General features: G+C 50.4%; 26 protein-coding genes. 18 read left to right on the forward strand and 8 right to left on the reverse strand.

Annotated features, from left to right (window positions below; translation table 11 throughout):
* Positions 1 to 56: 56 nt before the first annotated feature.
* The 8 genes from cybH (at position 57) to hypB (ending at position 7138) form a co-directional block, all read left to right on the forward strand.
* The gene (gene cybH / locus DP_RS02875) at positions 57 to 701 is read left to right on the forward strand and encodes a Ni/Fe-hydrogenase, b-type cytochrome subunit (RefSeq protein WP_041277560.1); all 645 of its coding nucleotides are present in this window, start codon (positions 57 to 59) and stop codon (positions 699 to 701) included.
* Positions 702 to 704: 3 nt separating this feature from the next.
* The gene (gene hypF, locus DP_RS02880; protein WP_011187822.1) at positions 705 to 3053 is read left to right on the forward strand and encodes a carbamoyltransferase HypF; all 2349 of its coding nucleotides are present in this window, start codon (positions 705 to 707) and stop codon (positions 3051 to 3053) included.
* Positions 3010 to 3282 (forward strand): HypC/HybG/HupF family hydrogenase formation chaperone, encoded by a 273-nt coding sequence (locus DP_RS02885; protein ID WP_011187823.1) that lies wholly within the window; start codon positions 3010 to 3012, stop codon positions 3280 to 3282. Before hypF ends, DP_RS02885 begins: the two co-directional genes overlap by 44 nt.
* Positions 3279 to 4367, forward strand: a complete 1089-nt coding sequence (gene hypD, locus DP_RS02890; protein ID WP_011187824.1) for a hydrogenase formation protein HypD — start codon at positions 3279 to 3281, stop codon at positions 4365 to 4367. The genes DP_RS02885 and hypD overlap by 4 nt, the downstream gene beginning before the upstream one ends.
* Before the next feature lie 31 nt (positions 4368 to 4398).
* On the forward strand, positions 4399 to 5415 hold the full coding sequence (hypE, locus tag DP_RS02895; protein WP_041277561.1) for a hydrogenase expression/formation protein HypE: 1017 nt from the start codon (positions 4399 to 4401) through the stop codon (positions 5413 to 5415).
* A gap of 30 nt (positions 5416 to 5445) precedes the next feature.
* Positions 5446 to 5928 carry a HyaD/HybD family hydrogenase maturation endopeptidase gene (locus DP_RS02900; RefSeq protein ID WP_011187826.1) on the forward strand — a complete coding sequence of 161 codons (483 nt, stop codon included), beginning with the start codon at positions 5446 to 5448 and terminating at the stop codon, positions 5926 to 5928.
* Between the two features lie 13 nt (positions 5929 to 5941).
* The gene (locus DP_RS02905) at positions 5942 to 6289 is read left to right on the forward strand and encodes a hydrogenase maturation nickel metallochaperone HypA/HybF (protein WP_011187827.1); all 348 of its coding nucleotides are present in this window, start codon (positions 5942 to 5944) and stop codon (positions 6287 to 6289) included.
* 84 nt (positions 6290 to 6373) lie between these two features.
* Positions 6374 to 7138: a hydrogenase nickel incorporation protein HypB gene (hypB, locus tag DP_RS02910; protein WP_011187828.1), complete on the forward strand. Its 765-nt coding sequence runs from the start codon at positions 6374 to 6376 to the stop codon at positions 7136 to 7138.
* 95 nt (positions 7139 to 7233) lie between these two features.
* On the opposite strand, the gene DP_RS02915 is transcribed toward hypB, so the two are convergent.
* Positions 7234 to 7821 carry a DUF4125 family protein gene (locus DP_RS02915; protein WP_041277562.1) on the reverse strand — a complete coding sequence of 196 codons (588 nt, stop codon included), beginning with the start codon at positions 7819 to 7821 and terminating at the stop codon, positions 7234 to 7236.
* The gene (locus DP_RS02920; protein WP_011187830.1) at positions 7821 to 8768 is read right to left on the reverse strand and encodes a DUF4037 domain-containing protein; all 948 of its coding nucleotides are present in this window, start codon (positions 8766 to 8768) and stop codon (positions 7821 to 7823) included. The genes DP_RS02915 and DP_RS02920 overlap by 1 nt, the downstream gene beginning before the upstream one ends.
* A gap of 190 nt (positions 8769 to 8958) precedes the next feature.
* Between DP_RS02920 and DP_RS02925 the strand changes: the two genes are divergently transcribed.
* From DP_RS02925 to DP_RS02945, 5 genes are read left to right on the forward strand one after another with little or no spacing between them, the layout of a single operon-like run.
* Positions 8959 to 10383 carry a COG3014 family protein gene (locus tag DP_RS02925; RefSeq protein ID WP_156792192.1) on the forward strand — a complete coding sequence of 475 codons (1425 nt, stop codon included), beginning with the start codon at positions 8959 to 8961 and terminating at the stop codon, positions 10381 to 10383.
* 24 nt (positions 10384 to 10407) lie between these two features.
* Positions 10408 to 10794: a YcfL family protein gene (locus tag DP_RS02930; protein WP_011187832.1), complete on the forward strand. Its 387-nt coding sequence runs from the start codon at positions 10408 to 10410 to the stop codon at positions 10792 to 10794.
* 36 nt (positions 10795 to 10830) lie between these two features.
* Positions 10831 to 11442 (forward strand): penicillin-binding protein activator LpoB, encoded by a 612-nt coding sequence (gene lpoB / locus DP_RS02935; protein WP_011187833.1) that lies wholly within the window; start codon positions 10831 to 10833, stop codon positions 11440 to 11442.
* Positions 11443 to 11453: 11 nt separating this feature from the next.
* Complete coding sequence (locus DP_RS02940) at positions 11454 to 12845, forward strand: DUF6844 domain-containing protein (protein WP_041277563.1); 1392 nt, start codon at positions 11454 to 11456, stop codon at positions 12843 to 12845.
* 56 nt (positions 12846 to 12901) lie between these two features.
* Positions 12902 to 14098, forward strand: coding sequence for a CsgG/HfaB family protein (locus DP_RS02945; protein ID WP_011187835.1), 1197 nt, complete (start codon positions 12902 to 12904; stop codon positions 14096 to 14098).
* A 66-nt stretch (positions 14099 to 14164) separates the two neighbouring features.
* Here the strand turns inward: DP_RS02945 and DP_RS02950 are convergent, their stop codons facing one another.
* A complete protein-coding gene (locus DP_RS02950; protein ID WP_041277565.1) occupies positions 14165 to 15475 on the reverse strand; it encodes an L-cysteine desulfidase family protein in 1311 nt (436 codons plus the stop codon).
* Between the two features lie 156 nt (positions 15476 to 15631).
* Positions 15632 to 16390, reverse strand: a complete 759-nt coding sequence (locus DP_RS02955; protein WP_011187837.1) for a sirohydrochlorin cobaltochelatase — start codon at positions 16388 to 16390, stop codon at positions 15632 to 15634.
* Positions 16391 to 16561: 171 nt separating this feature from the next.
* On the opposite strand from DP_RS02955, the gene tviB reads away from it, so the two are divergent.
* Entirely contained in the window at positions 16562 to 17833 is a 1272-nt protein-coding gene (tviB, locus tag DP_RS02960; protein WP_011187838.1) for a Vi polysaccharide biosynthesis UDP-N-acetylglucosamine C-6 dehydrogenase TviB, read from the forward strand.
* A 46-nt stretch (positions 17834 to 17879) separates the two neighbouring features.
* Here tviB and DP_RS02965 read toward each other — a convergent pair whose 3' ends face one another.
* From DP_RS02965 to DP_RS02980, 4 genes are all read right to left on the reverse strand, one after another.
* Positions 17880 to 18692: a M48 family metallopeptidase gene (locus tag DP_RS02965; RefSeq protein WP_041277566.1), complete on the reverse strand. Its 813-nt coding sequence runs from the start codon at positions 18690 to 18692 to the stop codon at positions 17880 to 17882.
* 153 nt (positions 18693 to 18845) lie between these two features.
* Positions 18846 to 20126 (reverse strand): TRAP transporter large permease, encoded by a 1281-nt coding sequence (locus DP_RS02970; protein ID WP_041277567.1) that lies wholly within the window; start codon positions 20124 to 20126, stop codon positions 18846 to 18848.
* A gap of 14 nt (positions 20127 to 20140) precedes the next feature.
* Positions 20141 to 20725, reverse strand: coding sequence for a TRAP transporter small permease (locus DP_RS02975; protein WP_041277568.1), 585 nt, complete (start codon positions 20723 to 20725; stop codon positions 20141 to 20143).
* A gap of 66 nt (positions 20726 to 20791) precedes the next feature.
* Positions 20792 to 21790, reverse strand: coding sequence for a TRAP transporter substrate-binding protein (locus DP_RS02980; protein WP_011187842.1), 999 nt, complete (start codon positions 21788 to 21790; stop codon positions 20792 to 20794).
* Positions 21791 to 22699: 909 nt separating this feature from the next.
* Here DP_RS02980 and pgeF point away from each other — a divergent pair.
* The 4 genes from pgeF to hemC are packed head-to-tail and all read left to right on the forward strand — an operon-like array spanning position 22700 to position 26462.
* The gene (gene pgeF / locus DP_RS02985; RefSeq protein ID WP_011187844.1) at positions 22700 to 23467 is read left to right on the forward strand and encodes a peptidoglycan editing factor PgeF; all 768 of its coding nucleotides are present in this window, start codon (positions 22700 to 22702) and stop codon (positions 23465 to 23467) included.
* Positions 23468 to 23470: 3 nt separating this feature from the next.
* On the forward strand, positions 23471 to 24145 hold the full coding sequence (locus DP_RS02990) for a response regulator (protein ID WP_011187845.1): 675 nt from the start codon (positions 23471 to 23473) through the stop codon (positions 24143 to 24145).
* Positions 24126 to 25499, forward strand: a complete 1374-nt coding sequence (locus DP_RS17290; RefSeq protein WP_083818925.1) for a sensor histidine kinase — start codon at positions 24126 to 24128, stop codon at positions 25497 to 25499. Before DP_RS02990 ends, DP_RS17290 begins: the two co-directional genes overlap by 20 nt.
* Before the next feature lie 21 nt (positions 25500 to 25520).
* On the forward strand, positions 25521 to 26462 hold the full coding sequence (hemC, locus tag DP_RS03000; protein ID WP_011187847.1) for a hydroxymethylbilane synthase: 942 nt from the start codon (positions 25521 to 25523) through the stop codon (positions 26460 to 26462).
* Positions 26463 to 26516: the final 54 nt, after the last annotated feature.

Consider the following 26516-nt stretch of genomic DNA (forward strand, 5'->3'; position numbering starts at 1 on the left):
GGAGACTTTTCACCCAAACTTTTTTTATCCGGTAACACCATATGGAGGTAAACCAAATGGCATTATATGAAAAAAAATATTGTTGGAGTCTGTTGCTCCGCATATGGCACTGGACGTTCGCATTATCGATTGTTGCACTAGTCATCACTGGCTTTTATATTCACTTCCCCTGGACCAACACCCTGATAGAGGGAAGCGCCAGCTGGCCCATGGCCCGGGCCAGATTTATCCACTTTGTCGCAGGCTATGCCTTTTCCTGTGCCATTTTTCTCCGAGCCTACCTGTACATTTTTGGTAATACTCAGGAACGGATAAGCGACATACTACCAATCAACAAGAGAAACATCAAAAACCTAGGCGAAACGCTCTTACTGTACACCTATACCACCGATGAGCATAACGGGCGTTTTGGTCACAATGTCTTGGCTGGAAGCTCTTATCTGCTCACCTTTTGTGCAGCAATTGCCATGATCGGCACGGGATTCTTCCTCCTCTTTCCAGAGGTGGGATTTATTTCAAGTTGGGGCGGAGCTCTCTTCCAAACCCAGGCAACGGCTCGCTTCGTCCATCACATTATAATGTGGTGGTTTATGATCTTTGCTGTCATCCATCTCTACCTCTGTATATGGAATGATATTCGCTTCCCGGAAGGCTTGATCTCTTCAATCTTCACGGGCGTAAAATTCACCCATAAGAAGTAGAACATGAAAGGCGTCGAAATTTTTATCCGCGGCACTGTCCAAGGAGTAGGGTTTCGACCCTTTATCTACAATCTGGCTCGCCAACATGGACTTTCGGGTACGGTATGCAACACCGGTGACGGTGTTGCCATCCATACCTCCTGTTCCAAGGAGGAGCTTGAGGCCTTTATAGGGGCGGTGCGCAGCAAGGCACCACCCCTGTCCCGCATCCAATCCATTGAACACGGCCCCAAAGAGATAGAGATAGAAGATGGCAGATTTACCATCAGCAAGAGTTCCGGCACCAGTTCTGCCGATGCATCCATTCCCCCCGATATTGCCCTCTGTGCTGACTGCCTGAGTGAAATGCAGGACCCAAACGACCCACGCTTTGCCTATCCCTTTATCAACTGTACCAACTGTGGTCCACGCTTCACCATCGTTGAAAAAATCCCCTACGACAGACAACAGACATCCATGAAGGTCTTTCCCATGTGCGAGGCCTGCACCCGGGATTATGAAGATCCGGGCAATAGACGTTTCCATGCCCAACCCAATGCCTGTCCCCTCTGCGGCCCACAGGTTTCCTGGCATGATCAGGCAGGAAATAAAATAGAGACAAAATCTCCCTTAACAGATACAGCCGTAGCCCTCGCCGCCAACAAACTTGTGGCCATCCGTGGCCTTGGAGGTTTTCATCTCTCCTGTAATGCCCTGGAAGAAAAGGCCGTGGCCCAGCTCAGAGAACGCAAGAGACGCCCCCACAAGCCTCTGGCCATCATGGTTCAGAGCATCGATATTGCAAAAAAATACTGTTTTATCAGTGAACAGGAAATAGCTTTACTGAGCTCCATTGAACATCCCATTGTCCTCCTGCAAAAACGCCCTGACACGGATCTGGCCCAAGGACTTGCCCCCCATATCACCGAACTGGGGATCATGCTGGCCTACACCCCGCTGCACCACCTCCTCTTTCAGGAGAGCACCTGCCCCCAAGCCCTGGTGATGACCTCGGGTAATAGCAGCGGCACCCCGATCTGCACCGGTAATGCGGAGGCCATTGACCGCCTTGGCCCCATTGTTGACAACTTTCTTCTCCACAACCGGGACATCGTAACAAGGATAGATGACTCAGTGACACGCGTCAGCGGGAAAAAACCACTGATACTGCGCAGGGCCCGGGGCTATGTCCCCTCTCCCATTCACTGCAAGTGGACCCTCCCCGCCACCATTGGTTGCGGCGGTGGACTCAAGTCCACCTTCTGCCTGGGGAAAAAGAACAGCCTCTTTACCAGCCAGCACATCGGAGATCTCTCCAACCTTGAATCCTACGATTTTTTTCAGGAATCCATTGAACACCTGAAGAAGGTTTTTGATATAGAACCAGAAATTGCCGTCTGTGACCTCCACCCGGACTACCTCTCGACCCACTATGCCAAGGCACTGGGCATCCCCCTCTATCAAGTGCAACATCATCATGCCCATGCAACCGCCGTTATGGCGGAACACGGCCTTAAGGATCCCGTCATCGCCATCATCCTCGATGGCACCGGCTACGGCGACGACGGTACCAGTTGGGGTGGCGAAATCCTCCAGGCCGACCTCACCAGCTTTACCCGCTTGGCCCACCTGAGCCATCTCCGCCTGCCGGGAGGAGATAAGGCAGCAACAGAACCATGGCGAATGGGCATCTCCGCCCTGCACAGCCTCTATGGAGATGGCCTGAGCGACAAAAACATACCCACAGCGCTCCGACAAATAGAGAGGGACAAGAGAGAGCCCCTCCTCTCAATGCTGAACAATAACTTCAATAGCCCCCTCACCTCAAGTTGTGGTCGCCTCTTTGATACAGTCTCCTCCCTATTGGGTATTTGTCAGAAGATGAGCTACGAGGGACAGGCTGCCATGGAACTGGAGGACAGGGCTCGAAGATGCCTGAACTCTACCTGGAAAAACGATTTAATTTCAGAGGATTACGACCAGTTCCCTTTTCTCCTTGACGACAGGGGGATAACGTGGGAAATTAACTCATTACAGCTCATTAAAACAGTTCTTGATGATATCCAGATGGGCAAAAAAACTCCTGAAATTGCACTTCGATTTCACCTTTTGCTTATCAAAAACATAACAGCCTTGACCCTACAACTCTGCACGCAAACGGGCCTCAACCAGGTCGTACTCTCCGGCGGCTGTATGCAAAATGCCATCATTCTGGAAGGGCTACGCCATACCATGGCTACACACAATATATCGGTCTTCACAGGAGAGAATATCCCCATCAACGACGGTGGTATCTCCCTCGGCCAGACTATAACAGGAGGTCTGCAACATGTGTCTCGCAATTCCCATGAGGGTAACCAAGGTAGAGGGTGATCCCGATGACTTTACAACCAATCAAATCGCAACGGTGGATGTCGACGGTATAAGCAAAGAGATTCGCCTTGATATAGTAGATCACTGGCCCAGTATAGGTGACTATCTCATCATCCATGCAGGCTTTGCCATCCACAGCCTTGAACCAAAGGAGGCAGAAAGGAACCTGGAATTGCTCCGCGAACTCGCAGCAAGCACCCCAGACGAACTCCTCTACAAAATACCATGAAACATATTGACGAATATCGAGACGCCAAGCTCGCCAAACCACTGGTCGCCGAGCTCAGAAGGTCAGTAACCAAGCCCCTGCGCATAATGGAAGTCTGTGGCTCCCACACCATGTCAATTTTTCGCAACGGTATCCGTTCAATCCTACCCGAGGGAATGGAGTTGCTGTCGGGCCCCGGATGTCCCGTTTGCGTTACCTCTGCCGCCCATATGGATGCCTTTATCTCCATAGCCGAAAGAGATGGGGTACGGGTCGCCATCTTCGGTGATCTCTTCCGGGTACCGGGAAGCCAAGGGTCGCTAGCCAACGCCAGTTCCCGCGGGGCCAAGGTAGACATTGTCTACTCACCCATGGACGCCCTGGAAATTGCCAAGAACAATCCAGACGAACTGGTGGTCTTTCTCGGCGTTGGTTTTGAAACAACCACCCCGACAATTGCCGCCACCATCATGGCGGCCAAGATACAAAAGATTAAGAATTTTGCTGTTTTTTCCACCCAAAAAACAATGCCTGCCCCCCTGATTGCCCTGCTTCAGGACCCCGAACTCAAAATCGACGGTCTGCTCTGCCCCGGCCATGTTTCTGCCATTATCGGCTCAGAGGTCTACGAACCCCTGGCCCGGGACTATAATCTTGCCTGTGTGGTTGCCGGTTTTGAAACCGCTGACATCCTTGGCAGCCTCATCCAACTGGCCAGACAGGTAAACGCAGGCGAGTTCAAGGTAGAAAACTGCTACAACAGGGTAGTATGCAAAGATGGCAATCCACGTGCACGAGCCATGGTCGAACGCATCTTTGAGCCCTGCGATATGCAGTGGCGCGGCCTTGGCATGATTCCGGAAAGTGGTTTGAAAATCCGGGAAGAATATGGTGAGTTTGATGCAGAGAGACGTTTAGAGATAGAGCTAACAGAAGTAGCGGAGCCCAAGGGTTGTCTCTGTGGAGAAATACTTAAGGGCCAGACCATCCCCCCACGCTGCCCTCTCTTCAACAAAGGTTGTACGCCAATGAACCCGGTGGGTCCCTGCATGGTTAGTAGCGAAGGCACATGTGCCGCCTATTACAAATATGGCCAGGACCTGTAGCCCTGGGCTAAAAATATCAAAGAGAGAAAATATGTCCGATAAGAAAGTACTTCTCGACCACGGCAGTGGTGGCCTTGCCAGCCAGGAACTTATTGAAAACCTGTTTATTAAACATCTTGACAATCCCATTCTCCGTAATCTGGAAGACAGCGCTATTCTGGAAAACAAACCTGGCAATATTGCCTTTACCACGGACAGTTATGTGGTTGACCCACTCTTTTTCCCCGGTGGCGATATCGGCAAACTGGCCGTCCATGGTACCATCAACGACCTGGCCATGCGGGGCGCAGAACCACAGGGACTCAGCCTGGGACTGATCCTGGAAGAGGGCTTTTCCCTCGATGAACTCGAACGGGTAATCATCTCCGTGGCCGAGGCCTGCCGCGAGGCAGATGTCTATGTGGTCACCGGTGACACCAAGGTGGTTCCCAGAGGCAAGGCCGACAAGATATTTATCAACACCGCAGGCGTTGGTATTGTCGATCCTAAGCTGCAAATTTCGTCAAAAAAAGCACGAGCTGGGGATAGTATCATTCTCTCCGGTAGCATGGGCGACCATGGTATCACCATCATGAGTAAGCAGGCGGGAATCGCCATTGATGGCAACCTCCGAAGCGACACCATGGCCCTGCACAAGATGGTGGCAAAGCTCTTAGCCGAATTGCCTGCCGGTAGCATCCACACCCTGCGTGACCCGACCCGGGGTGGAGTGGCAACTACCCTCAATGAAATTGCTGGCAACAGTAAGCTTGAAATCGAGCTCATTGAAGAGTCTCTCCCCATAAGGGCAAACGTTCGGGCAGCCTGTGAAATGCTGGGACTTGACCCGCTCTATCTTGCCAATGAGGGAAAATGCCTCATTATTGTCTCCCCCGAGCAGACAGAGCTAGCCCTGCAAATTCTCCACAAGACAAAAGAGGGTCAGGAGGCTGTTGTCATTGGCAGCCTCAAAGAGGGCAAAGCTGGCCGCGTATTGGTAACAACACCAATCGGTGGGGCCAGGGTTGTTACGCCACTCCACGGCGAGCCTCTCCCCAGAATTTGCTAACAGCGATAAAACACTATAAATAGGGATCCTATGAAAAAAATTGGTATCGCCGGTATCGGCAACTTGATTTTGCGAGATGAAGGTTTTGGTGTTCATACGGTTAAATATCTCATAGATAACTATATCTTCCCCGATAATGTCGAGATCCAGGACATAGGCACTGCCGGCATCTTTATGGCTCCTTTCTTGGAAGAGTGCGACCCGGTTTTTGTCATTGATGTGGTTGATATCGAAGGAGAACCAGGATCCTTTCACTATTATGATCTCGGCGATGTAAAGGCGGGGAAATTCCAAACCCGCATGTCCCCGCACCAGCTGGGACTTCTCGAAATACTTGAGGTATGCAAGCTCCGTGATGCAGCCCCGGAACATATAGAATTTTATACAGTTATCCCCAGTGAGCTCACCGAGAGTGTGGAACTGTCAGAGATAGTCGCTGGACGTATGGTAGAGGTTGCCGAAATGATCGTTACCCGCCTTACGGAAATGGGCGTCAACGTGGAAAAACGTTAACCAGGGGTTAAACATGCATGAAATGTCCCTTGTCCAAAATCTTTTTGAGCAACTCAGAGATCTTGCCAAAGAGAATAGGGCAGAAAAAATAATCACTGTAACCATGTCAATAGGACCACTTGCCGGAGTAGTGGTAGACTCCTTTCAATTTGGTTTTGATGTTCTCTCCGCCGAAGAACCACTTTGCAGCGGAGCTGAACTCAAGATAGAAATTCCCCCTGTTACCTTTACCTGTACAGACTGTGGTTTTGCCATGGAGTCCACCGAAAAGAGCCTGGACTGTTGCCAAAAGTGTGGTGAACTCTTTTTAATTTCAAGCGGCGGAGATGATCTTATCCTTAAACAGGTTGTGATGGAGTAAGCCACAACCCGTTTTTTACTAAATAGACGGCCACCTCCCCCTCTGGAGAGCTGGCCCTTTACCTTCGATACAAGGAGAAAAAATATGTGTACCACCTGCGGTTGTCCAAGCCCCTCTGATACTGCCCACTCCCACGATCACGATCACGATCATGATCACAGCCACACACACAAAACCGTTGACGTTCATACCAGCCTCTTTGCCGCCAACGACGCCCTGGCCAAGATGAACCGCGAACACTTCAACGAAATTGGTGCCGTTGCCCTCAACCTTATAAGCAGCCCGGGCTCCGGAAAAACTACCCTGCTTGAACATACCATCGAAGCCCTCAAGGGTGAGATTAAAATTGGTGTTATCGAGGGTGATATTGAAACAGAGCGCGATGCAGACCGCATCCGAGCCAAGGGTGTGCCCGTGGTTCAACTGACCACCGGCGGCGCCTGCCATCTTGATGCGGCCATGACCCATAAGGGATTTCACCGCCTGGAAAAAGAGCCGGGATACGAGACTGTGGATCTGCTCTTCATCGAAAACGTGGGTAACCTTGTATGTCCATGTTCCTTTGATCTGGGTGAACATGAGCGGGTGGTACTGGTCTCCGTACCAGAGGGCCCTGACAAACCTGCCAAATACCCCAAGGCATTTACCAGCTCCGATACCTTTGTCATCACCAAAACAGACCTTCTTCCATACTTTGACTTCCCGGTAGAAGAGGCTCGGGCAGAGGCACTCCACCTCAACCATCATCTTCGCACAATGGAGCTCTGCGCCACCAAGCAGGACGAAGGTTTTCAACAGTGGCTTGACTACCTGCGTGAACTGGTGGCCAAGAAGAGGGGACTGAAGTAGCATTTCCCCTCTCTCTGCCAGCAAAAAAGAGGCCCGAGCGAAGAGTTCTTCGCCCGGGCCCTCTCTTTCACAGAGCTCAGAGTTTAAAAAATTCCCTATTGCTTCTTCTCCGCTGCATCGGCTGATGCATACCCCTGTTCCCGGGCTAAATGGTCATAGATTTCCTCGGACATACTCCTCCCCTCGGCCTGATACCTCTGCACATCCTTATAGAGAAGCTTCAGAGTCTCTTCAGCGTAAGTCTCCAGCTCCGCCTGGACATAGGTGGAAAAGCTTGCCCAATCAAGGCCCTGCTCCTCACCAGCAAGTTGTCGTCCCCGAGACATCATCCGCGGATGCTTGTCAATAAAGGCCCTCTGCCAGGCCAGTTGTGCCGATACTATCTTGGCAATAAAAGGACTCTCGTTCTCAGAGGGAATGAGATTTCCCATCCGTGCATATTTATAGATCATCAGGTTACGGCCAATATGATGGGCCCGACCAAGATCTCTCAGATAACTCTGTAAAGTTGCCTCCGACCAGACAGCGAGTTGCGAGGTTCTGTGCAGGCGAAAATCAGCTGAGATCTCGCCAACGGATGGTAGGGATTTTTCCAGAGGGTTTTTCCCTCCCGAATCATTCACCCGAATAAACATCTGCCACTCAAAGGCCAAGACCTCTTCAACAATTTTTTCCCTATCCATTATCGTCCTCCCCAAAATCCGGCGCGAAATTCAGCGTCCTCTATCCCTGCCAAAATCAGTGGTACCTGATCCAGCAAAAAAGGCGTCTTTTCCCTAATGAGCCCCTGCTCATAAAACTCTAATATAAGCCGCTGACAAATTCTCTCAATGATATTCTGCTGACAGACCCATGTATCTTCTCCACCTGTCATCTCTGCATTGGAGCAAAGAAGATCTCTTAAAAGTGGTGCCACCTCCACACCAAGAAGGGGCAGACGTTCAAGACCTCGAAGCAGCCACTTAAAATAGGGGGCATAGGCCCTGTTGAGCAGATAGATCAGCTGCATCGCCTCGGTACAAAACTGGACCTTAGCATGCGCCATCACATAGGGATCTGAACGCATTATACCTCGCTGCCAATTATACTGCCCCGCTTGGCCAGCGCGCATGCAACCATCTGCCACCATCTTCAAACGAATATCTTCGGGGTAATAGGCAAGCAGGGCATCCCGCCAGGCAGTAAAGGTACCCAGAGGATCAACAAAAACCTCGCCATTGGTGCAGAGGCTAAGATGAGAGGAGGGAATATTCCACTGGCCAAGGGTCCGGGGCGGAGCGGTCAAGCCTGTGTAACGTCTGTAAAACGAGGAGATAGACATGGCGCCCACCCGCCCATCTTCCCCCTGGCTGACCTGTCGGGGAGAAAAACCTGCAAAAGACTGCGGCAACTGGCAGTAGACTGCCTGCAGGGCCTCACCATGAAGGGCAAAATCTTCATCGGTCAACCAGAGACAAAAAGATGGGCCCCAATCATGGTCCCGGGAAAACTGATCATCAAAGCCAAGACACTCGGAACCCGGGCCCACCAAGCCCACCGCCACCCGATCCATCAGAACTCCAAACCGATCGTAAAGAACATCTCGACCACACTCCTCATAGTACTTTCTACTCAAGATCAAACCATCCATATCCCCTCCATAAGAGCAAAAGCTATAATTAGCTAATGCACCATAATTTCTATCAAAACAGCCATATTTACCCTTGACCTGAATAACACTTCTTTGTAGTTTAACCTAACGTCAATATTCCTGCTCGGGCCACTTGCCACAGTAAGCCAGATGCCACAATTACAATGAGGTTTTAAAGATGATGATCTGTATGAAAAGACTCCCATGGTACATTATAGCACTCTATCTAGCTATTAGCCTCGGTGGCTGTGGGGCAACTCTGAATCAAAAAAAGCTTGGGACATTCAACCAACATCTACAGACAGGCCGACACCAGCAGGCCCTTGACCTGGCCATGAATGCAGGCGACTTTGATCAAGAGGACAGAGGAACAGATCTCCTCTGGGATCTGCAGGCAGGAAACGTCCTCACCCTTCTCGGCCAGTTTAAGAGAAGCAACTACGTCTATGATCAGGCAGAGCTCTTGATGAAAGATAAGGATACCGAAGGAATGGCGACGAAGGGTGTCGGCAAAATCGGCTCCATGTTGATCAATAACAGTGTCAATGGCTACCAGCAAACGGTATACGATTCAGTAATGATTAATACCTATAAGGGTTTAAACGACATCCTCCTCCATGACTGGCAGAATGCCCGCGTCGAATTCAATAGGGCGGCCGATCGACAGCGACGAGCAAAAGAACACTTTAAAAAGAAGATTGCCGAGCAGGAAAAACGTCTAGCCAAGGAAGAGAAAAAAAGCAGGCGACAAAAGGCAGGACCTAGCTGGAATATGCGAGGTGCCAGTGCAGAAATCGACAAGAACTTTACCGAATTGAATGGTTGGAAGGCCTATGGCGACTACATCAACCCATACACCGACTATCTTCATGGCCTCTTCTTTATGCTGGCGGCAAGCGGCAATAGCAGATCTGACTACGACAAGGCTGTTTATTCATTCAAACGGGTGGCTGGCACCCATGGCCGCAACAAGGTCATTAAAAAGGACCTCTATCTTGCTCGCAAGCTCCAGTCGGGTCAGTGGAGAAAAAACAGGCTCAGCCCACGAGTATGGGTTATCTTTGAAAATGGTCTGGCCCCTACCGTCGACGAAATTATTATTCCGGTACCTCTCTTTCTGGTTACCAAGGATGTTGACTATGTGCAAATTGCCCTGCCCAAAATTGTCGAGCAACCGGGTGCCTACCCCAACCTGCAGGTATCAGCGGCAGGAAAGAAACTTGGCTCTACCCAGCAAATCGCCAGCATAGACCGAGTGGTAGAGAGTGAATTCAAAAAGGAATATCCCTATAAGGTGACCGAGGCCCTGATCAGTGCCGCCATAAAGGGAACCATCCAGTATGTGGCTGAAAAAGAGGCGGGGGATCTCGGCAGCATCCTCAGCATCGTCTACCAGGCAGCCACCACCCATGCGGATACCAGAAGCTGGACGGCCCTGCCCAAAGAGGTACAGGCCCTACAAATCAAAAAGCCCAAATGTAACAGCATTACCCTCAGTGCGAAGGGAATGCTACAGCCAGTGAAGGTGGCACTTCCAAAAAACCGTTTCAGCATTGTTCATGTTCGGGCAGCAGGAGTAGGTAGCCAACCAACTGTACAGGTTGTTGGCTTTTAATAGGGTAGATACAGGAGACAGACAATGTTACAACGTATAATATTTATTCTCGCGCTCATTCTCGCCCCGCAGCTAGGCAGTAGCGCTATCATCTCTTCCTCTCATAGCACAGCCACCTCTTCTCTGCAGCTGGGGCCAAAGGCGGCAAAATATATAGAGGTCAGCGAAATACGGGGCGGTCGCCTGCCAAGCGGGCTTTTCCGGGCCCGCTTTATCGGAGACAGCACCAGTAGCTTTAAAAAAGAGATTAAATATCGCTTTGTCTGGCTGGATTGCTCAGGATTTGAACTCAGCGGTATAACCAGTACCTGGCAGAGCATCAGGCTCAGCCCTAAGGATGAAGTACGCCTGCAATCAGTGGCCACCAGTCCCCGGGCAAGTAACTTTCAGGTTATCATCAAAGAACTCTAGAAAACCCTTTAAATATCCCCCAACAGGAGAAGTAGAATGCGTTCATATCTTTATCTTATTTTTGCCATCGCTATCAGCCTTGGTCTCACCGGTTGTGTCCAACAAAAAACAGTACGACTTCAGGCGGACGACCTTGGTGAACCGATGACAACCGGACTCAGCAACCGTGATTTTGAAATTGCTGCCAACCACACCATACAGTCCATGCTCGGCTCCGGTGCCGTTGCCCCGGTCAATGGCAAGAAAAATATTCTGGTGATTTCTCATATCCTCAATGACACCATGCAACGCATCGACACAGATCAGCTCATTAAAAAGATCCGTATCGCCCTTCTGCAGAGTGGCATGGTTAAAACCACCACCGCAATCGGCCTCAACGGCGCGGAAGATCGCATGAACGACGCCTATAGCCAATTGGCACGTTCCAAAAGAATCAACAAACGTACCCTGCAAAAGCAGAGCCTCACCGCTCCCAACATGAGCCTTTCCGGTAAGATCATCCAACGTAACCAAAGAGTTGACGGCGGTCGCCAGCTGATTGAATACTACTTCCAGCTCACCCTGACCGATCTCAGTGATGGCCTTGGCGTCTGGGAAGGAGAGACTCCTATCCGTAAGCTGGCCAGTAAAGACAGCGTTTCGTGGTAAGGAACCCCTCAATGAAAAAACATATTGCTGCCCTCCTCCTGCTCACAGGCCTCGGATGCACCAGCACCGGCTGGAGCACGGAACAAATGGCATCGAGCGCAGAGCCCGGCTACCCCACAGATTCCATGGCCACCATGGTTGTGGATGAAGCCGATGCCGAAGCAGGCCAGATGTCTCTGGAAGAATTCGAAAAAACCCTGTCCCTGGACAAGGCACGTCTTGAAGATAGTGGTAAATTTTCCTGGGTGGGCTACGCCTACCAGACAGTTTCCGTGGGCAAGGCGCACCCTAACTGGGGTAAGTCCCGGGTTATTGCCGCTCAAAAGGCCATTATGGCCGCCGAAAACAACTTTGCCAAAGAGTTTGGCCAGAAAATTTCCTCGGAAAAAATCGCTGCATACTATAACGATGGCAACGAAAAAATCCCCGACTTTGACCCCACGGCAGAAGGCGAAAGCAGTCAGTGGAAACGTATCTACCACAAGCTTACCACCCTGGCCGAAAGAAAAATTGACCAAAGCCTGGCAGACCTCGGTCTTGATCCAAAAGAGCTTGAACTGATCCCCGAAGAACAGCGCTATCTCAAATTTCGTGATGCCTTCAAATCAACCATTAACAGATCGGCAATTGCGGAACTCAGTGGCCTTCTCACCTTCAAAACCTATGAGGGCTTTGACAATGATGGCCAGTATCAAGTCGGAGTGATGATGGTACTCTCACCCAGGATGAAGCAGCTCGCCTGGGATCTGGCCCGTAGCAAAGGAAACATTGCCCCAGTTGCCGGCAAAGCAGGTTCCCGACAACTGAACAAAATTGTTACCTCTGAGAATATCAGCCTCATCCCTGATTTTGGGGTAAAAAGGCTCTATGATCGCAATGGCTATCCGGTACTGGTCTCCTTTGGCCAATGGGCCATCTCAAGCACCGGCGGGAATGGCAAAAAAATATCCCGCAAACGAGCCCACGCCTACAAACAGGCGGAGGCCCAAGCTGACCAGGCCCTGGCAGAATTTTTAAACTCCCGCATCAACTACTCGGATATGAATGAAAGCGGGGAGGAGAGCAAAAGCGAAGGGGTGGTCGATGAACAGAACTTCAAGAGCAATGTCGATATCACCTCCATCATCGATATTACCCGTGAAAATTCGGTCAAGAAGAGCAAGGTCAATATTGTTGGTATCCGCGAACTGCGACGCTGGAGTGCAGTACACCCTCAAAACAACAGTGCCAGAATTGTAGGTGTTATCCGCTACTGGAGCCCGGTTAACGAAAAGCAGATGCGGGCAATTCGTAAATGGAAACCAAGTCGTCCCATTGCAGAAAAAAGACAACCCGCTCCCGTCCCCCGCACAACCGGCGGCATACAACAGAGCCAGGAACGTATGAGTCTCGATGATTTCTAAGAGCCTGAGCGAAATTTTGGCCATCTTATTTTGTAACAGACCCTAAGGAGTTTATTATGCGCCTTTTACTAGCACTACTTCTAATGCTTTCCCTCTCTGTTTCAGCCCTTGCGGCCCAGAACATCAAAGAGGAAAGCCAGACAGTCACCGGTTATGGCAGCAACCCATCCGCTGCCATCGGTGATGCCCTGGTGCGGGCCGTAGGTCAGCTTAAGGGGGTAAAGATAGACTCCAAACGGATCTGTTCCCAGCTCTCCCAGGAAAATAGCTATGGGCAGGATGGTGAGTGGCAGGAAGAGTTCACCAGCAGTGAAAAGGTTCAGCAACTGCTCAAGACAAAAACAAAGGGGCAGCTGGCGGGCTATCAGGTCATTGATGTCCAAGAGGGAGAGAACGGCTACGAGGCAAGGGTCGAGGTCAAGTACCATCGTTTCAGCGAACAGGGCTACTCTGCAGATAACCGCAGAAAGCTTGCCGTAGTCCCATTCGCCACGGGGAAATCACGTTTTATGCTCCTCGGTGACGCCACCCCGGCCGCCAAGGTGGAGGAAGAGTTTCGCAATCGGCTCATTGACCTCTTTACCCAGTCACGACGCCTGAGTATCCTTGATCGCCAGTACGGTGAAGCCTTTGAGACAGAAAAAGACCTCTGGCTGAGCGACGACGCAGCCAGCGGTGAAACGGCACGCCTAGGCAATGTCCGGGGAGTGGATTACCTGGTGGTCGGCACCATCCGCTCCATATGGAGCAAAAGGTATGTGGAAAAAATTCAACTGACCGGCGAGACCATCTCTACCTATGCGGGCAAGGCCCAGGTGGACTACAAGATCATCCAGGCGGCAACACGCCAGGTAAAGTGGTCTGACACCATCACGGTTAAATTCAGTGACCGCAATATCAGGAGAATGCTCTCCCGTTTTGGTTCAAGCCAGGCTGGAATGACCAATGCCATGGCCGAACGGGTTGCACAGGAGGCACTTGCCAACATCTACCCCATGCGGGTAGTTGGGGTAAAGGGCAAGACCGTCATTATCAATCAGGGAGGCAAGAGCCTGAAAAAGGGTGATAAGCTCCATGTCTACTTCGTAGGCGAGGAGATGATTGATCCCTATACCAAGGAGTCCCTTGGTCAGCTGGAAGAAAAAATTGCTACAGTGCAGGTGATTCGCCCCACCGCCAAGGTGACCTATACCAGGGTTATCGCAGGCGATGCGGAACTGATCGAAGCAGGTGCCATTATCCGTCGTAAATAAGAGAAGGGGGTTTTAGAGATCATCTCTAAAGCCCCCTCCAGCTGTTACTGCTATTCAATTCCCAAGCTACCCTTTTTTGTGCTTAGCCCGCATGATCTTAAGGATAGTCTTATCGGTTGCCACCATCCCGTAGTTGCTCAAGTCGCCAATATTCTGCACGGTCTGTCTGGTCGAATCGCCAATAATTCCATCGGTATCCTTAACGCTCACCCCCTGCAGAGAAAAAAGGGCCGCCTGCACAGCCGCACCCGCTGCCGTATTCAATTTTATGGCACAACCGGCCTTTGCCCCGTCACAGATAACACCGGCAAGATCCTCAAGGATATTCTTTATCGCCCCCTCCACCTGCTGAAGATCACCGCCGACAAGGTAGGTGATACCAGCCGTAGCTCCGGCCCCGGCTGCAACCGAACAGCCACATACCGCCGACAGCCTGCCCGTGTGAGCCTTGATATAGGCGGTGATAATATGACTGAGTCCAATGGCCCGCAGCACCGACTCCCGATCGGTTTCAATAAAATCTTTAATGGCCCAGATGGGAAGAATGGCCGTAAGGCCATGATTGCCGCTACCACCGGAACTCATAGCCGGCAGGTTGACCCCGTCCATCCTGGCATCGGCTGCCGCCGAGGTAAGCATACGGGCACTGGTAGTCATATCCTTTACCAACAGCTTCTGCTTGAGCAGACGATCAATGTCCTTACCAATACCAAGACCGCTGCCATGCTTCAAACCATACTCAGCAAGACGGAGATTATGCTGCACCCCCTCCTCTAAAAAATCCAGATCAGCCTCATCAAGCTCATTGGTGAGATCAAGGATATCTTCCAGGGTAAGACTTCGTAGCCACTCTTCAAGTTCAGCAAGCTTATTACCCGTGGACATTGCCTCGGTGGCCACCAAACGGGGATCTGCCACCTCTTCACCGTCAAGCATGAGACTGACAATATTGGTATGGACATCGGTGATAAGGGATTCTGCCACATGACCGCCACCGCTGATAGTGGTCTTTACATAGAGTCCGGACTCCTCACGCAGGTCAACCTTAACCCGACCCTCGGCCAAAAAGGCCGAGGCCCGGGCAACCATCTCAGGGCTCAAACTAGACAGAACCTCAAGTTTTCCATAGGCATCACCCCCAAAGGCACCCAGGGCACTGGCCGTATCAAGTCCCGTCAAACCACCACTGCCAGGAATCACCACGGCAAGTCCATTCTTATAGATATTAGGATCGATAATAAGATGAATATGGTCAAACTTCAGGCCCGGCAGGAGGGTCGCAGCTGCTGCAGCACCAAGGGCAATGGCAACAGGCTCGGTACAGCCCAGGGCCAGACAAACTTCCATCTCAAGAATATTTTTTACGCTAAATTTCATCTTTCTCCGATGTCCAATGTTAAGAATAATAGGGCAGAGCACCACAGCTGATGATCATAAACAAGAAAATGAGGCGAAAATTATTCACGTACCATGACAGATAGCAAAGAGAGGGTCTCTCAAAATGTGCATTTGCACAAAACAGAAGCGATTCCCCTAAGTAGCCTGGGCAGCTTCTATATGAGATTGAATCAACATGGAAATTCCGGGTAGAAGGCCCAAGCCATGAGCATAGCTGTCAACGGCAAGTCCCACGTCCACAAGTCTTCTCTGCCATGAAGCCTCCTCACCAATCATATCACGCCTATAGTGCAAACCGGCCATAAGAAAAAACGGAATCATAAAGACATGGGAATAGCCCCCGGCAACAATCTCTGCCGGAATATGTGAGCTGTCGGGCGATTTTTCCACCACACCGACAAAGATATTAGCCCCATACTCCCGCCGCAGCATGGCCTCTAGGGCAGGGTAGGAGGTCCAGCTCGGATGATCCGTGCCATGCCCCACAATCAAAATGGCACTCTCTGAATGGGACAGAATCAGATCCTTAAGGAGATAGGCCATTATCTGGTAATCCTTAAAGGAGGAGAGGAGGGGGAGACCAAGTCGACAGGCCATATCGGCCCGACCGGCCTCTCGACCAATCTTATGAAACTCATGGCCCGGAAAGAGGTGCAGGGACTGAACAACTGCCTCCTTGTGCCCCGCGGCTTCGAGCTCCGCAAGAATCCGGGAAACGGTCTTTACCCCGCTCCTCCCCTCTCCCTGCAACTGTTTGGCCACCACCCTGCTTGAATAACTCCAGTAGAAGGTACAGTCCGGTAGCCTGGGTTGCAGACATTGCTCAATATGTCGATAGGTAGATACGGCTGGGCCTGTGCTGCCAAAGGCGGTAAGGATCACGGTTTTTTTCATAATTCACCATAGAAAGAAAGATCAGTTACAGAAGTTATGCCCTATACAGTATCATCTTTGCATCGCAAAAAAAGCTACTTTGAGCAAAAAGAGTGGGAATATGATATACCTACTCTGCTCTTAACGGATAACAATAGACCTAAAATCTCCATACCATTTCGAGGATTACCAGTGAACAGAAAGATAGAAATTGCCGTCATTGGCTTAGGCTACGTAGGACTTCCCCTTGCCGTTGAATTTGGCAAAATATATCCTGTTATTGGTTTTGACCATAACCCCGTCCGCATATCCGAGCTCCAGGCAGGTAATGACATCACCATGGAGCTGACAGCAGAAGAGCTTGCTCTTGGCCAGCAGCTCTCCTTTTCAGCAGATGCACAGGACCTTGGCCGCTGTAATGTCTATATTATCACCGTACCAACTCCCATTGATAAAAACAAAAAACCCGATCTTGGCCCCCTGCTCAACGCCAGTCAGGAGGTGGGCAAGGTGCTGCAAGAGGGTGATGTGGTGATCTATGAATCAACGGTCTACCCAGGTGCCACCGAAGAGGACTGCGTTCCTGTTTTAGAGTCGGTTTCCGACCTCACCTTTAACAGAGACTTTTTCGTGGGCTATAGCCCTGAACGGGTTAATCCCGGAGATAAAAAACATAGGGTAACCACTATTCAAAAGGTCACCTCCGGCTCAACTAGCGAAACCGCCGACTTTGTTGATAGCCTCTACAAGAAGATCATCATCGCCGGCACCCATAGGGCCAGCAGTATAAAGGTGGCCGAGGCGGCAAAGGTCATCGAGAATACCCAGCGAGATGTCAACATCGCCCTGGTCAATGAACTTGCCCTGATCTTTAACCGCATGGAGATAGACACGGAAGAGGTGCTGGAGGCGGCCGGCACCAAGTGGAATTTCCTCCCCTTTCGTCCCGGCCTGGTGGGTGGACACTGCATCGGTGTTGATCCATACTATCTCACCCACAAGGCCCAGGAACTTGGTTACCACCCTGAAATTATCCTTGCCGGCAGGCGCATCAACGATGGGGTCGGCAGCTATGTGGCCGCAGAACTGGTCAAGGCAATGCTCAAGAAAAAGTGTCCCATGGGAAGCGCCCGGGTACTGATCATGGGCCTCTCCTTCAAGGAAAACTGCCCGGACATCCGTAACTCCAAGGTCATTGATATCATCAAAGAACTACAGAGCTTTGGCATAGAGGTAGATGCCTATGATCCCTGGGTGCAGAGATCTCAGGCCGAAAGAGCCTATGGCATCAGCCCCATTGAAGCACCCGCTCCCAAAAGCTACGACGGTATCGTCCTGGCCGTGGGTCATCGGGATTTTGCCCAAATGGGTGCCGAAGCCATCCACGCCCTCGGCAAAACACCCCATGTTCTCTATGATATTAAGTGCCTACTCCCCAGCGACCAGGTAGACCTACGCCTATAGGATTACCTATAGAAATTATCGAGCCCACTCTCATAAACAAGATCGCTTAGGGAAGTTGATAAACGGGCCGCACCTTCTTATCCAGATAATAGGGCATCATCTCCTGAGCAAGAGCTGCCAAGGTGGCCTGCCGATTAGCCGGAGCGGGATGGGTGGAGAGAAATTCCGCTGGCCTGGAACCGCCTTCCTTTGCCATTTTCTCCCATAGGCTCCCGGCTGCCCTTGGATCATAGCCAGCCAGGGCAGCAAATTTAATTCCCATAACATCTGCCTCATTTTCAGCAGCCCGGCTATTGGGCAGGGTCACGGCCAGACTAGCGGCAAGCACCGTCCCGCTCATAATAGCCCCCCGATTGTCACTATCCCTCGTAGCAATGGCCATCCCAAGGGTGCCAATGCTGGAGGCCATGGCAACGGACATTTTTTCTGCGGTATGGTTAGCCAGGGCATGGGAAATTTCATGGGCCATCACCTGAGCAAGCTCGTCATCAGTCAACTTCAGCTTATTAACAATCCCCGTATAGACTGCCATCTTCCCGCCCGCCATACACCAGGCATTAACAGTTTCATCTGCATCGATCACCTTCACATCCCACTGCCACTTTTTTGCCTCGGGATGGCTGATAATCGCCTGAGCAATAATACGACCCGTAATCAGGCGGACACGCCGACTCAGGGCAGGATCCGAATCCACCTTTCCATCCTTCTGCAAGGGCTGAATAGTCTGCACATATGCCTGCCGAGAGGAGGCCACAGCAGATTCAGGGGAGACCAGCATCAACTGCGAACGTCCGGTAGGGCTGGTTGCACAGGCACTCAGAGAGAAAAGCATAAAAAAGGTTATCAACCATCTGTTCATAAAAACTCCTTTAAAGATTTGCCCATCGCTGGGCCTGATAGGATTAACATCTCCAAAACAGGATACCCTACAATACCTTGAAACAAAAAAAATCCCCCTCATATCAAACAGCGACATGAGGGGGATATCTATTCCGAGCAGAGTTCGTGGAACCTACATCAACAAATTAGGCAACCACAGTACGATTTGCGGGCAGAAGGTGATCAACAGAATCACACCGATGGTAACCGCACAGAAGGGCAGGGCCTTCACGGAAATTTTCTCAATTGAGACATCGGCAATACCCGAGGCAATAAATATATTTTCCCCCAGAGGCGGTGTAGAGAAACCAACACCACAACAACAAACCAGAACAACACCAAAGTGAATTGGGTCAACCCCAAATGCTGTCATTACAGGAAGCAGTACAGGAGTTACCAAGAGGATGATGGCCAGGGTCTCCATGAACATACCAAAGAAAAGGAGAAGGATAAGAACAAATATCCAAACCAGATTTACATTGGTTGTCATGGTCAAAAGCCACTCTACGATCTGATTGGGAATACGGTACTGAATGAGCAAACGACCAAAGGCATAGGCGGTAAACATGATAACAAGAACACGACCGGTAATCCAAGAGGTGGTCTCGAGACATTTCTGCACAGACTTGAAGGTAAGTTCACGATAAATAAAGATACCGACAAAGAGCACATAGAAGATTGCTACGATAGCAGCCTCTGTAGGGGTAAAGATACCAGTATAGATACCACCGAGGATAACAACCGGGGCCATGATAGCCCAAAAGCCATCCTTAACAGATTTAATCAGCTCTTGAGCTGACCACGCCTCATCCCCTTCAGCAGGCTTCATCTTACGACACATCCAGAGATGCATTGCACAGAGGCCAAGACTGATGATCAAACCGGGAACAACACCACCAAGAAACATTCTGGTGATAGATTCCTGAGAGGCTACACCATAGATAACCATTGGAATACTTGGAGGAATAATAATACCTACACCACCCGCTGTAGCAGTAGCTGCCGCAGCATATCCCTTATCATAACCCTTATTGACCATGGCAGGAATCATCAACATGCCAACCGCTGCAGTTGTCGCAGGGCCGGAACCTGAAATTGCGCCAAAGAAGACACAGGCGAGGGCAGTAGAAACAGCAAGACCACCGGGAATGGGACCTACCATCTTTTCAGCCACGGTGACAAGTCTCTTGGAAACACCAGCCTTATCCATCAAGGCCCCGGCCAAAACAAAGGCGGGCAGAGCCATAATAGGAAAGGAGTTTACCGAGGTAAAGGCAATTTGAATGAGGGTTCCAAGATCCTGCCCCACGACCATAAATGACACCATGGCAGAAACGCCAAGCGCCACGGTAATGGGTGCTCCCAAAAGCAGTAATCCCGCAAAAGAGCAAAATAAAACAGCTGTTACAGACATACTCATTCCCCCTTTTAAGCTGACGCCGATGGCGATTTTTCTTTCTCGTCAGAGGCAGAATCATCATCATGGGCGAAGGTTTTTTTGCTTTCCTCTACTGCTGCCTTGTCCGGATCCATGATCTCTTTACCCAGGACAAATTTGATGTAGTCTACCTGAATGATACGTATACTCATCAAACCAAAGCTTAAAGGAAAAACTAAATAAACTACCCAGAGTTGCCAATCAAGGGCGGGGGTTGCATATGGAAATTCTCTCAAAAATTGAATCTCTTGACATCCCTTATAGATCAAAACAGCATTGAACCAAAGCCAAACGGCATCGCTCAAAAGAAAGCAGACAGTAGAAACCCACTTGGGAAAGAGATTAAACTGCAGGGTCACACGGTTATGGGCGCCAAGTCGCGCCGCGTAAGAGGCTCCAAAAAATACAAACCAAACAAAGGAGTAACGAGATACCTCTTCACTCCAAGAAAGGGGAATACCAATCTCGCGCATAATGATCTGGAGGAAGAGGACCAAAACAAAAAATGCCAGTAAAATCTGGCACATGTATGACTCAACCCCATCTAGAATGGCAAGAACAACTTTTTTCAACATACGAGAACCTCCTATAAACAACAATGCCGGTCCACAGAGGGACCGGCACCGTTTAAGGACAAAGACCTACTTCTTGCCAATAGCTTCCAAATACGCGTCAACACGATCTTTACCGCCAACGAATTCCAGCATCTTAGGCCATACATGTTCCTGTGCAAGCTTCTTCCAAACTGCCTCATCCTCAAGGGTATCAATCTGAGTACCACTGGCAATCAACTCTTTCTTAACCCGGGTAGACTCGGTGAGTTGGAAGGCCAAACAGAACTCTTGAGCATCTTTACCAGCCTTGGTCACGATATCTCTTTGCTCTGGAGTGAGGCCCTTCATTACACGCATACTTACGATCATTGGTTGAAGCTGATAGGTGTAATGTACTTCAGTTATATACTTCTGAACTTCATTAAACTTGAAAGCCTGGAAGGTGATATAACCATAACACTGACCATCTACAACACCCTGCTGAAGGGCGGTAAAGGTCTCAGGCCATGAGATAGGTACTGGATTTGCACCCCATGACTTATAGGTTTCAAGCAATACCGCACTTTGAGGTACGCGGAATTTGAGACCCTTTACGTCATTGATGTTTTTGATTGGACGAATGTCGTTGGACAACCAGCGATAATCAGTATAGGTGTAACCAAGTACTTGAAAACCACCCTCTTCCATTGCATATTTGTTGAGAATCTCAAACCCTTCGCCGGTGGTTCCGCGCACAACCTCATAAATGTTTTCGAAGAGGTATGGGAGGGTCAATATACCAAGCTTCTTAACAAAGGGTACGGTGTTAGCAATACCAACAACAGCAACATCGAGACTACCTGAACGTACATTCTGGATCATCTCTGTTTCACCACCCAACTGACCGGATGGGAAGATCTGTACTTCTATGTCTCCATCTGTACGCTGCTCAACTATCGTTTTGAAACGCTTGGCAATAGCTCCCATTTCAGAATCAATAGGATCGCCCATACCAACGCGAAGAATCTTGCTTGGAGCCGCCATGGCGGGGGCTGTCAAGGCAAAAAGCGCGCACATACAAAGAACTAAACTTTTTTTACTCAGCATAAAACTCTCCCTCTAAATTAAAAACTTTTCTGCTAAAGCAATGACGCACTCAGCAGCTAAAAAAAAAGCCCCTCTCAGTTTATACAGCCTACAACCGGATCAAAAAAATCAGATGAACCAGGGCGTAGGAAAAAAATTAGAAAAGGAAAAATGTGTAGGGTAAATATCGAAGACGGTCCAGAAGCAACGCAAAAAATGGTACGGACGAAAAGCAAAGAGCGAGAAGCACAGATGATTAGCAGACAGCAGAGTGAAAGATCTTTTCGCCAGCTTTGCCGATAGCGATATAAATCCCACCTGGGACTGTATCGACTCGGCGCCTGACTATTATGGCGAAGGTCACTGCTTGTAAAACCAGACAACTCTTGAATCATTTTCATTCCTTTTTCGTCTGAAAGATAGAGTCCTTCTCTGCTACTACTGAACAAATGTACGACTTACCTAAACACATACACAAATCGTGCCAGTTTGAGATAACAAAGCAAGTCCGAGCAGTTAACAATAATACCCCTTGCAAAAATAACCAAAGAGCCCAGTCATTAATGCTTTCCTGCATCGTTTCTAACATACCAATGACTATTAGTCGCAAAAACGGGTAGGTAAAACAATGCAATACTGAATCAAAAAAAAGCAGACAGGCCCTTACCTAACAATTATTCTCAGAACAAAAATATATCACAAAAAAAGCATATCCGCACAAAAATAATGCAAGAAGGAGACTTAGGTCAATACCACCACCTTTTTTTCCAAACAAATGAAGCCACATAGGACATAAGTTTTTTTTGCATTATTGTGAATAAGAAGAAAAAATCTCCATCGGCATCTCAGCATAAATATACTATGCTTAAAATGAGCAAAAACAGAACTCTCACCCTCGACCAACAGACAAGCCTCAGACAAGGAAATACCATGGCCAATATATCACCTATCGCAACATTCCTAGGTGGCTTCGCAAGCCACAGGGCAAGCTGCCAGTGGGCATCCTTTGATGCCTCCGGCGGCATAAGTAGCGGTCCATACCGTTACGGCAACGTCAGCCTTAAGGTGGGCGACGCCCCCTTCAACGTAGAATGGAACCGGGAAAGGATACAGGAAAGCCTGGAGGCCCACTGCCTCCTCTCGGCCGGGCAGGTACACGGAGAAAAGATTTACAGCCTAACTAAGCCTATCAAAACGAGCCTGGAGGTTGAAGGCTACGACAGCCTTATCACCAATCAGACAGGAGTTGCCCTGATGATTCAGCAGGCTGACTGCCAGGCCATACTCCTCTTTGATCCGGAGCAGGCTGTTATTGCCGCAGTCCACGTTGGCTGGCGTGGCAATGTCAGCAACTTAATCGGCAAAACAATAGAGGAGATGACAAAGACCTTCCACTCTGCAAGCAGAGACATCCAGGCATTTATCAGTCCCTCCCTGGGACCATGCTGTGCTGAATTCAGCAACTACAGAGACGAGTTTCCTACCGAATTCCAGGAGTTCATGGCCCAGGAGTCCCATTTTAATCTCTGGAAAATCTCAGAGAAACAACTTACCGATGCGGGCCTGCAGAGAAAAAATATTAGCCTTGCGGAAATATGTACCTCTTGCCATGATAACTACTTTTCATATCGACGTGCCTGCCGCACAGGAGATGGCACAACGGGAAGAAACTGCTCTGCTATAGTGCTCGAGAGATAAAGAATGAAACTACTCCTTATTGAAGATGACCTAACCATCGCAGACCTTATCCAAAAGGGTTTAGAAGAGGCAGGCTTTGCCGTTGACTCCTGCCATAATGGCAGAGAGGGACTAAGCCACGCCCTCAAGGGTGCCTACTCTGCCGCAATTATAGACATCATGCTCCCGGAACGGGATGGACTGAGCATTATTGAAGAGATGAGGGCAGCCGGCAAGGAGACCCCAGTACTGATCCTCAGCGCCAAACAGTCCGTTGACGATAGAATCCAGGGGCTACAGAGGGGAGGCGATGACTATATGATCAAGCCCTTCTCCTTTGGCGAACTTCTTGTCCGGGTGCAGGCCCTGATCCGCCGGGACCAAAAACACTCTCCTCAGACAAGACTATCCATAGGACCACTGGAGATGGACCTTCTCCGCCAGCAAGTATGCCGCGATGGCGGCCAGATAGAGCTCCCCGCCAAGGAGTATGCCCTCCTTCTCTATATGGCAGAGAACGCAGGCACCGCCCTCTCCAAAACATCCATCCTGGAAAAGGTCTACGGCTACAACTTCGACCCCCAGACCAACGTAGTGGACGTACTTGTCTGTCGACTGCGGGCCAAGATAGACAAGGGGTTTGGCCAACAGCTGATTCAAACTATCCGGGGTGTGGGCTATGTTCTTCGCAGCCACTAGAGAACTCCGCCGCAGCCCATGGGCAACCCTTCTGCCTCTTCTCTGCGGAGTGCTCTTCGTAGCCATTAACCTGACTAACACAGACTCCCGTCTACGCCAGGACGACAGACAGAGACTCAACCACCTCCTGCAAAACTATATAGAGGAGACGGCAATAGACCGGCTCCGAACAAAACCTTTGCAAATACTTATCCCCAACCTGGAACGACTGGGACCACTGGCCTTTATCCGCATCATCCACGGCAAAAAACAGCTCCTTATTGCCCACGAAAAGCATCTTCCCTTCCCCCTCAGCGACCTGAGCAATATCCACCACCGGGAAAATAGCATATGGAGAATAATCGCCAGCAAAAAAGGAGAGGTGGCCCTCAACACCATGACCCGGGAAATTGACGGAGAGCTCTCCCTGCAAGCCGGAATGATATCGAGCAACTATCCACTCTACCAAGGGCTGCGCCAAAATGCCCTGACCGGCCTCAGCCTCTATACCTTCCTCTGCCTCCTCTGCGGATATATTGTTCAGCGCAGCAGCCAGGCGGCCATCCTCAACACCTGCAAAAAAATTGGCACCGGAAACAGGGCAAAGGGTTTCAGCCCCCTGCCGGAAAGAGGGCACAGCGAAGCGATGAACCAACTGCACCGCAAAATCAACCAACTTGTGGAGCATAACAGCAGGCTTATGTCAGAATTGCAGGGCTCGCTGGACAATGTTGCCCACGACCTACGCACCCCCATTGCCCGCCTGCGCTCAACGGCTGAATATGGCCTGCAGGGAGGCAATGACCTACCCCGTCTTCAGGATGCCCTGGCAAATTGCCTTGAGGAATCTGAGCAAATATCTGCTATATTACGTATCATGATGAGCGTGGCCGAGGCAGAATCTGGTACCATGCGCCTTGAACCATGTAAAACCGACCTGGAACAGGGATTGCTTGAGGCCATAGACCTCTACGCCTACAGTGCGGAAGAAAAACAGATAGAGGTGCGGCAGAGTCTAAACAAAATGGTCTACGCCGAGGTTGACCCCATACGCATACGCCAGGTATGGGCAAATCTGCTTGATAATGCCCTCAAGTACGGTAAAGTCGGAGGGCAGGTCAACATCGAGCTCTGGCAGGATGAGGATTACGCCTTCATCTCCTTCCGGGATAACGGCATGGGCATCTCCCAGACAGAGAGAGACCGCATTTGGGAGCGCCTCTACCGAGGCGACCGAAGCCGAACCGAAAAAGGGCTGGGGCTGGGACTCAACTACGTTAAGGCGGTAACAGAGGCCCACGGCGGCCAGATAGAGGTGCAGAGCGAACTGCACAGGGGAAGCTGCTTTACCGTGAAGTTGCCAAAAAATATATAAACAGAAGACCATATCAATAAAATGAAAAATATAATCAACATAGGTAGCCGGAAATCCAAACTTGCCATGTGGCAGACCAACACCATCGCCGGACAGCTCGAAGCGGCCGGCATGGAGACCAGAATCAACAGCATGGAGACTAAGGGGGACAAGATCCTCGACAGATCCATTGTCAAGATCGGCTCCAAGGGCGTCTTCACTGAAGAGCTGGAGGTACAGTTGGCAACAGGGATCACCGATATTGCCGTCCACTCCGCCAAGGATATGCAGTCTCAACTCCCCGAGGATTTTGAGCTCATCGCCTTCAGCCAACGAGAAAAGGTCAACGACGTGTTGGTCAGCGACGACAAAGAGATCGATCTGGCCGACCCGACAAAAAAGATCCGGATCGGCACCTCCTCTGTCCGGCGGCGGGCCATGCTCAAGCAGTACTACCCCCATGTACAGGCAGTTGAAATGAGGGGTAACCTGCAGACCCGCATCGAAAAGATGAGAAATGGTGACTGCGACGCCCTGATGCTGGCCTATGCCGGGGTCAAGCGAATGGAAAATGACGATATGATCGTTATGGAATTTGACACCGCCCGTTTTACCCCGCCTGTGGGTCAGGGCTGCATTGCCATAGAGGCCGCCACCAACCTCGACCCGGCAAGACGAGAGGCAATTCGCACGGCCCTTAACGATGCGGACAGCGAGAGCTGCCTCCTGGCCGAGCGAGCCTACCTGAAAAAGCTTGAGGGCGGTTGCAGCATTCCCGCCTTCGGTCTCGCCTGCCTGGAGGGAGAAGAACTGGTTATGCGAGCAGGACTCTCAAGCCTTGACGGCACCAGAATTCTGGTAAAAGAGGTCAGGGCCAATCGCAGTGAAGCCGAAACACTGGGCAATAATCTGGGCGAGTATATTCTCGAAAACGGCGGTCGTGAGATGTTGGCGGAGATTCGTCGCCAGCAAGCTGGAGAGTAGACAGAGCCACCTCTACACCTGTGTGGCAGGAGACTGCCGCACAACATTGGGAAC

This window comes from Desulfotalea psychrophila LSv54, from assembly GCF_000025945.1.
In the GTDB taxonomy this organism is placed as follows: domain Bacteria; phylum Desulfobacterota; class Desulfobulbia; order Desulfobulbales; family Desulfocapsaceae; genus Desulfotalea; species Desulfotalea psychrophila.

Bases quoted from the DNA above. Each gene is read 5' to 3' on its own strand.
- hypB (WP_011187828.1), top strand. From the start codon at position 6,374: ATGTGTACCACCTGCGGTTGTCCAAGCCCCTCTGATACTGCCCACTCC.
- hypD (WP_011187824.1), top strand. From the start codon at position 3,279: ATGAAACATATTGACGAATATCGAGACGCCAAGCTCGCCAAACCACTG.
- DP_RS02980 (WP_011187842.1), bottom strand. From the start codon at position 21,790: ATGCTGAGTAAAAAAAGTTTAGTTCTTTGTATGTGCGCGCTTTTTGCC.
- DP_RS02885 (WP_011187823.1), top strand. From the start codon at position 3,010: ATGTGTCTCGCAATTCCCATGAGGGTAACCAAGGTAGAGGGTGATCCC.
- DP_RS02950 (WP_041277565.1), bottom strand. From the start codon at position 15,475: ATGAAATTTAGCGTAAAAAATATTCTTGAGATGGAAGTTTGTCTGGCC.
- DP_RS02955 (WP_011187837.1), bottom strand. From the start codon at position 16,390: ATGAAAAAAACCGTGATCCTTACCGCCTTTGGCAGCACAGGCCCAGCC.
- DP_RS02900 (WP_011187826.1), top strand. From the start codon at position 5,446: ATGAAAAAAATTGGTATCGCCGGTATCGGCAACTTGATTTTGCGAGAT.
- DP_RS02975 (WP_041277568.1), bottom strand. From the start codon at position 20,725: ATGTTGAAAAAAGTTGTTCTTGCCATTCTAGATGGGGTTGAGTCATAC.
- DP_RS02990 (WP_011187845.1), top strand. From the start codon at position 23,471: ATGAAACTACTCCTTATTGAAGATGACCTAACCATCGCAGACCTTATC.
- lpoB (WP_011187833.1), top strand. From the start codon at position 10,831: ATGCGTTCATATCTTTATCTTATTTTTGCCATCGCTATCAGCCTTGGT.
- DP_RS02940 (WP_041277563.1), top strand. From the start codon at position 11,454: ATGAAAAAACATATTGCTGCCCTCCTCCTGCTCACAGGCCTCGGATGC.
- DP_RS02905 (WP_011187827.1), top strand. From the start codon at position 5,942: ATGCATGAAATGTCCCTTGTCCAAAATCTTTTTGAGCAACTCAGAGAT.
- DP_RS02945 (WP_011187835.1), top strand. From the start codon at position 12,902: ATGCGCCTTTTACTAGCACTACTTCTAATGCTTTCCCTCTCTGTTTCA.
- hemC (WP_011187847.1), top strand. From the start codon at position 25,521: ATGAAAAATATAATCAACATAGGTAGCCGGAAATCCAAACTTGCCATG.
- DP_RS02930 (WP_011187832.1), top strand. From the start codon at position 10,408: ATGTTACAACGTATAATATTTATTCTCGCGCTCATTCTCGCCCCGCAG.
- hypE (WP_041277561.1), top strand. From the start codon at position 4,399: ATGTCCGATAAGAAAGTACTTCTCGACCACGGCAGTGGTGGCCTTGCC.
- DP_RS02965 (WP_041277566.1), bottom strand. From the start codon at position 18,692: ATGAACAGATGGTTGATAACCTTTTTTATGCTTTTCTCTCTGAGTGCC.
- DP_RS17290 (WP_083818925.1), top strand. From the start codon at position 24,126: ATGTTCTTCGCAGCCACTAGAGAACTCCGCCGCAGCCCATGGGCAACC.
- DP_RS02915 (WP_041277562.1), bottom strand. From the start codon at position 7,821: ATGGATAGGGAAAAAATTGTTGAAGAGGTCTTGGCCTTTGAGTGGCAG.
- DP_RS02970 (WP_041277567.1), bottom strand. From the start codon at position 20,126: ATGTCTGTAACAGCTGTTTTATTTTGCTCTTTTGCGGGATTACTGCTT.
- DP_RS02925 (WP_156792192.1), top strand. From the start codon at position 8,959: ATGAAAAGACTCCCATGGTACATTATAGCACTCTATCTAGCTATTAGC.
- pgeF (WP_011187844.1), top strand. From the start codon at position 22,700: ATGGCCAATATATCACCTATCGCAACATTCCTAGGTGGCTTCGCAAGC.
- hypF (WP_011187822.1), top strand. From the start codon at position 705: ATGAAAGGCGTCGAAATTTTTATCCGCGGCACTGTCCAAGGAGTAGGG.
- cybH (WP_041277560.1), top strand. From the start codon at position 57: ATGGCATTATATGAAAAAAAATATTGTTGGAGTCTGTTGCTCCGCATA.
- DP_RS02920 (WP_011187830.1), bottom strand. From the start codon at position 8,768: ATGGATGGTTTGATCTTGAGTAGAAAGTACTATGAGGAGTGTGGTCGA.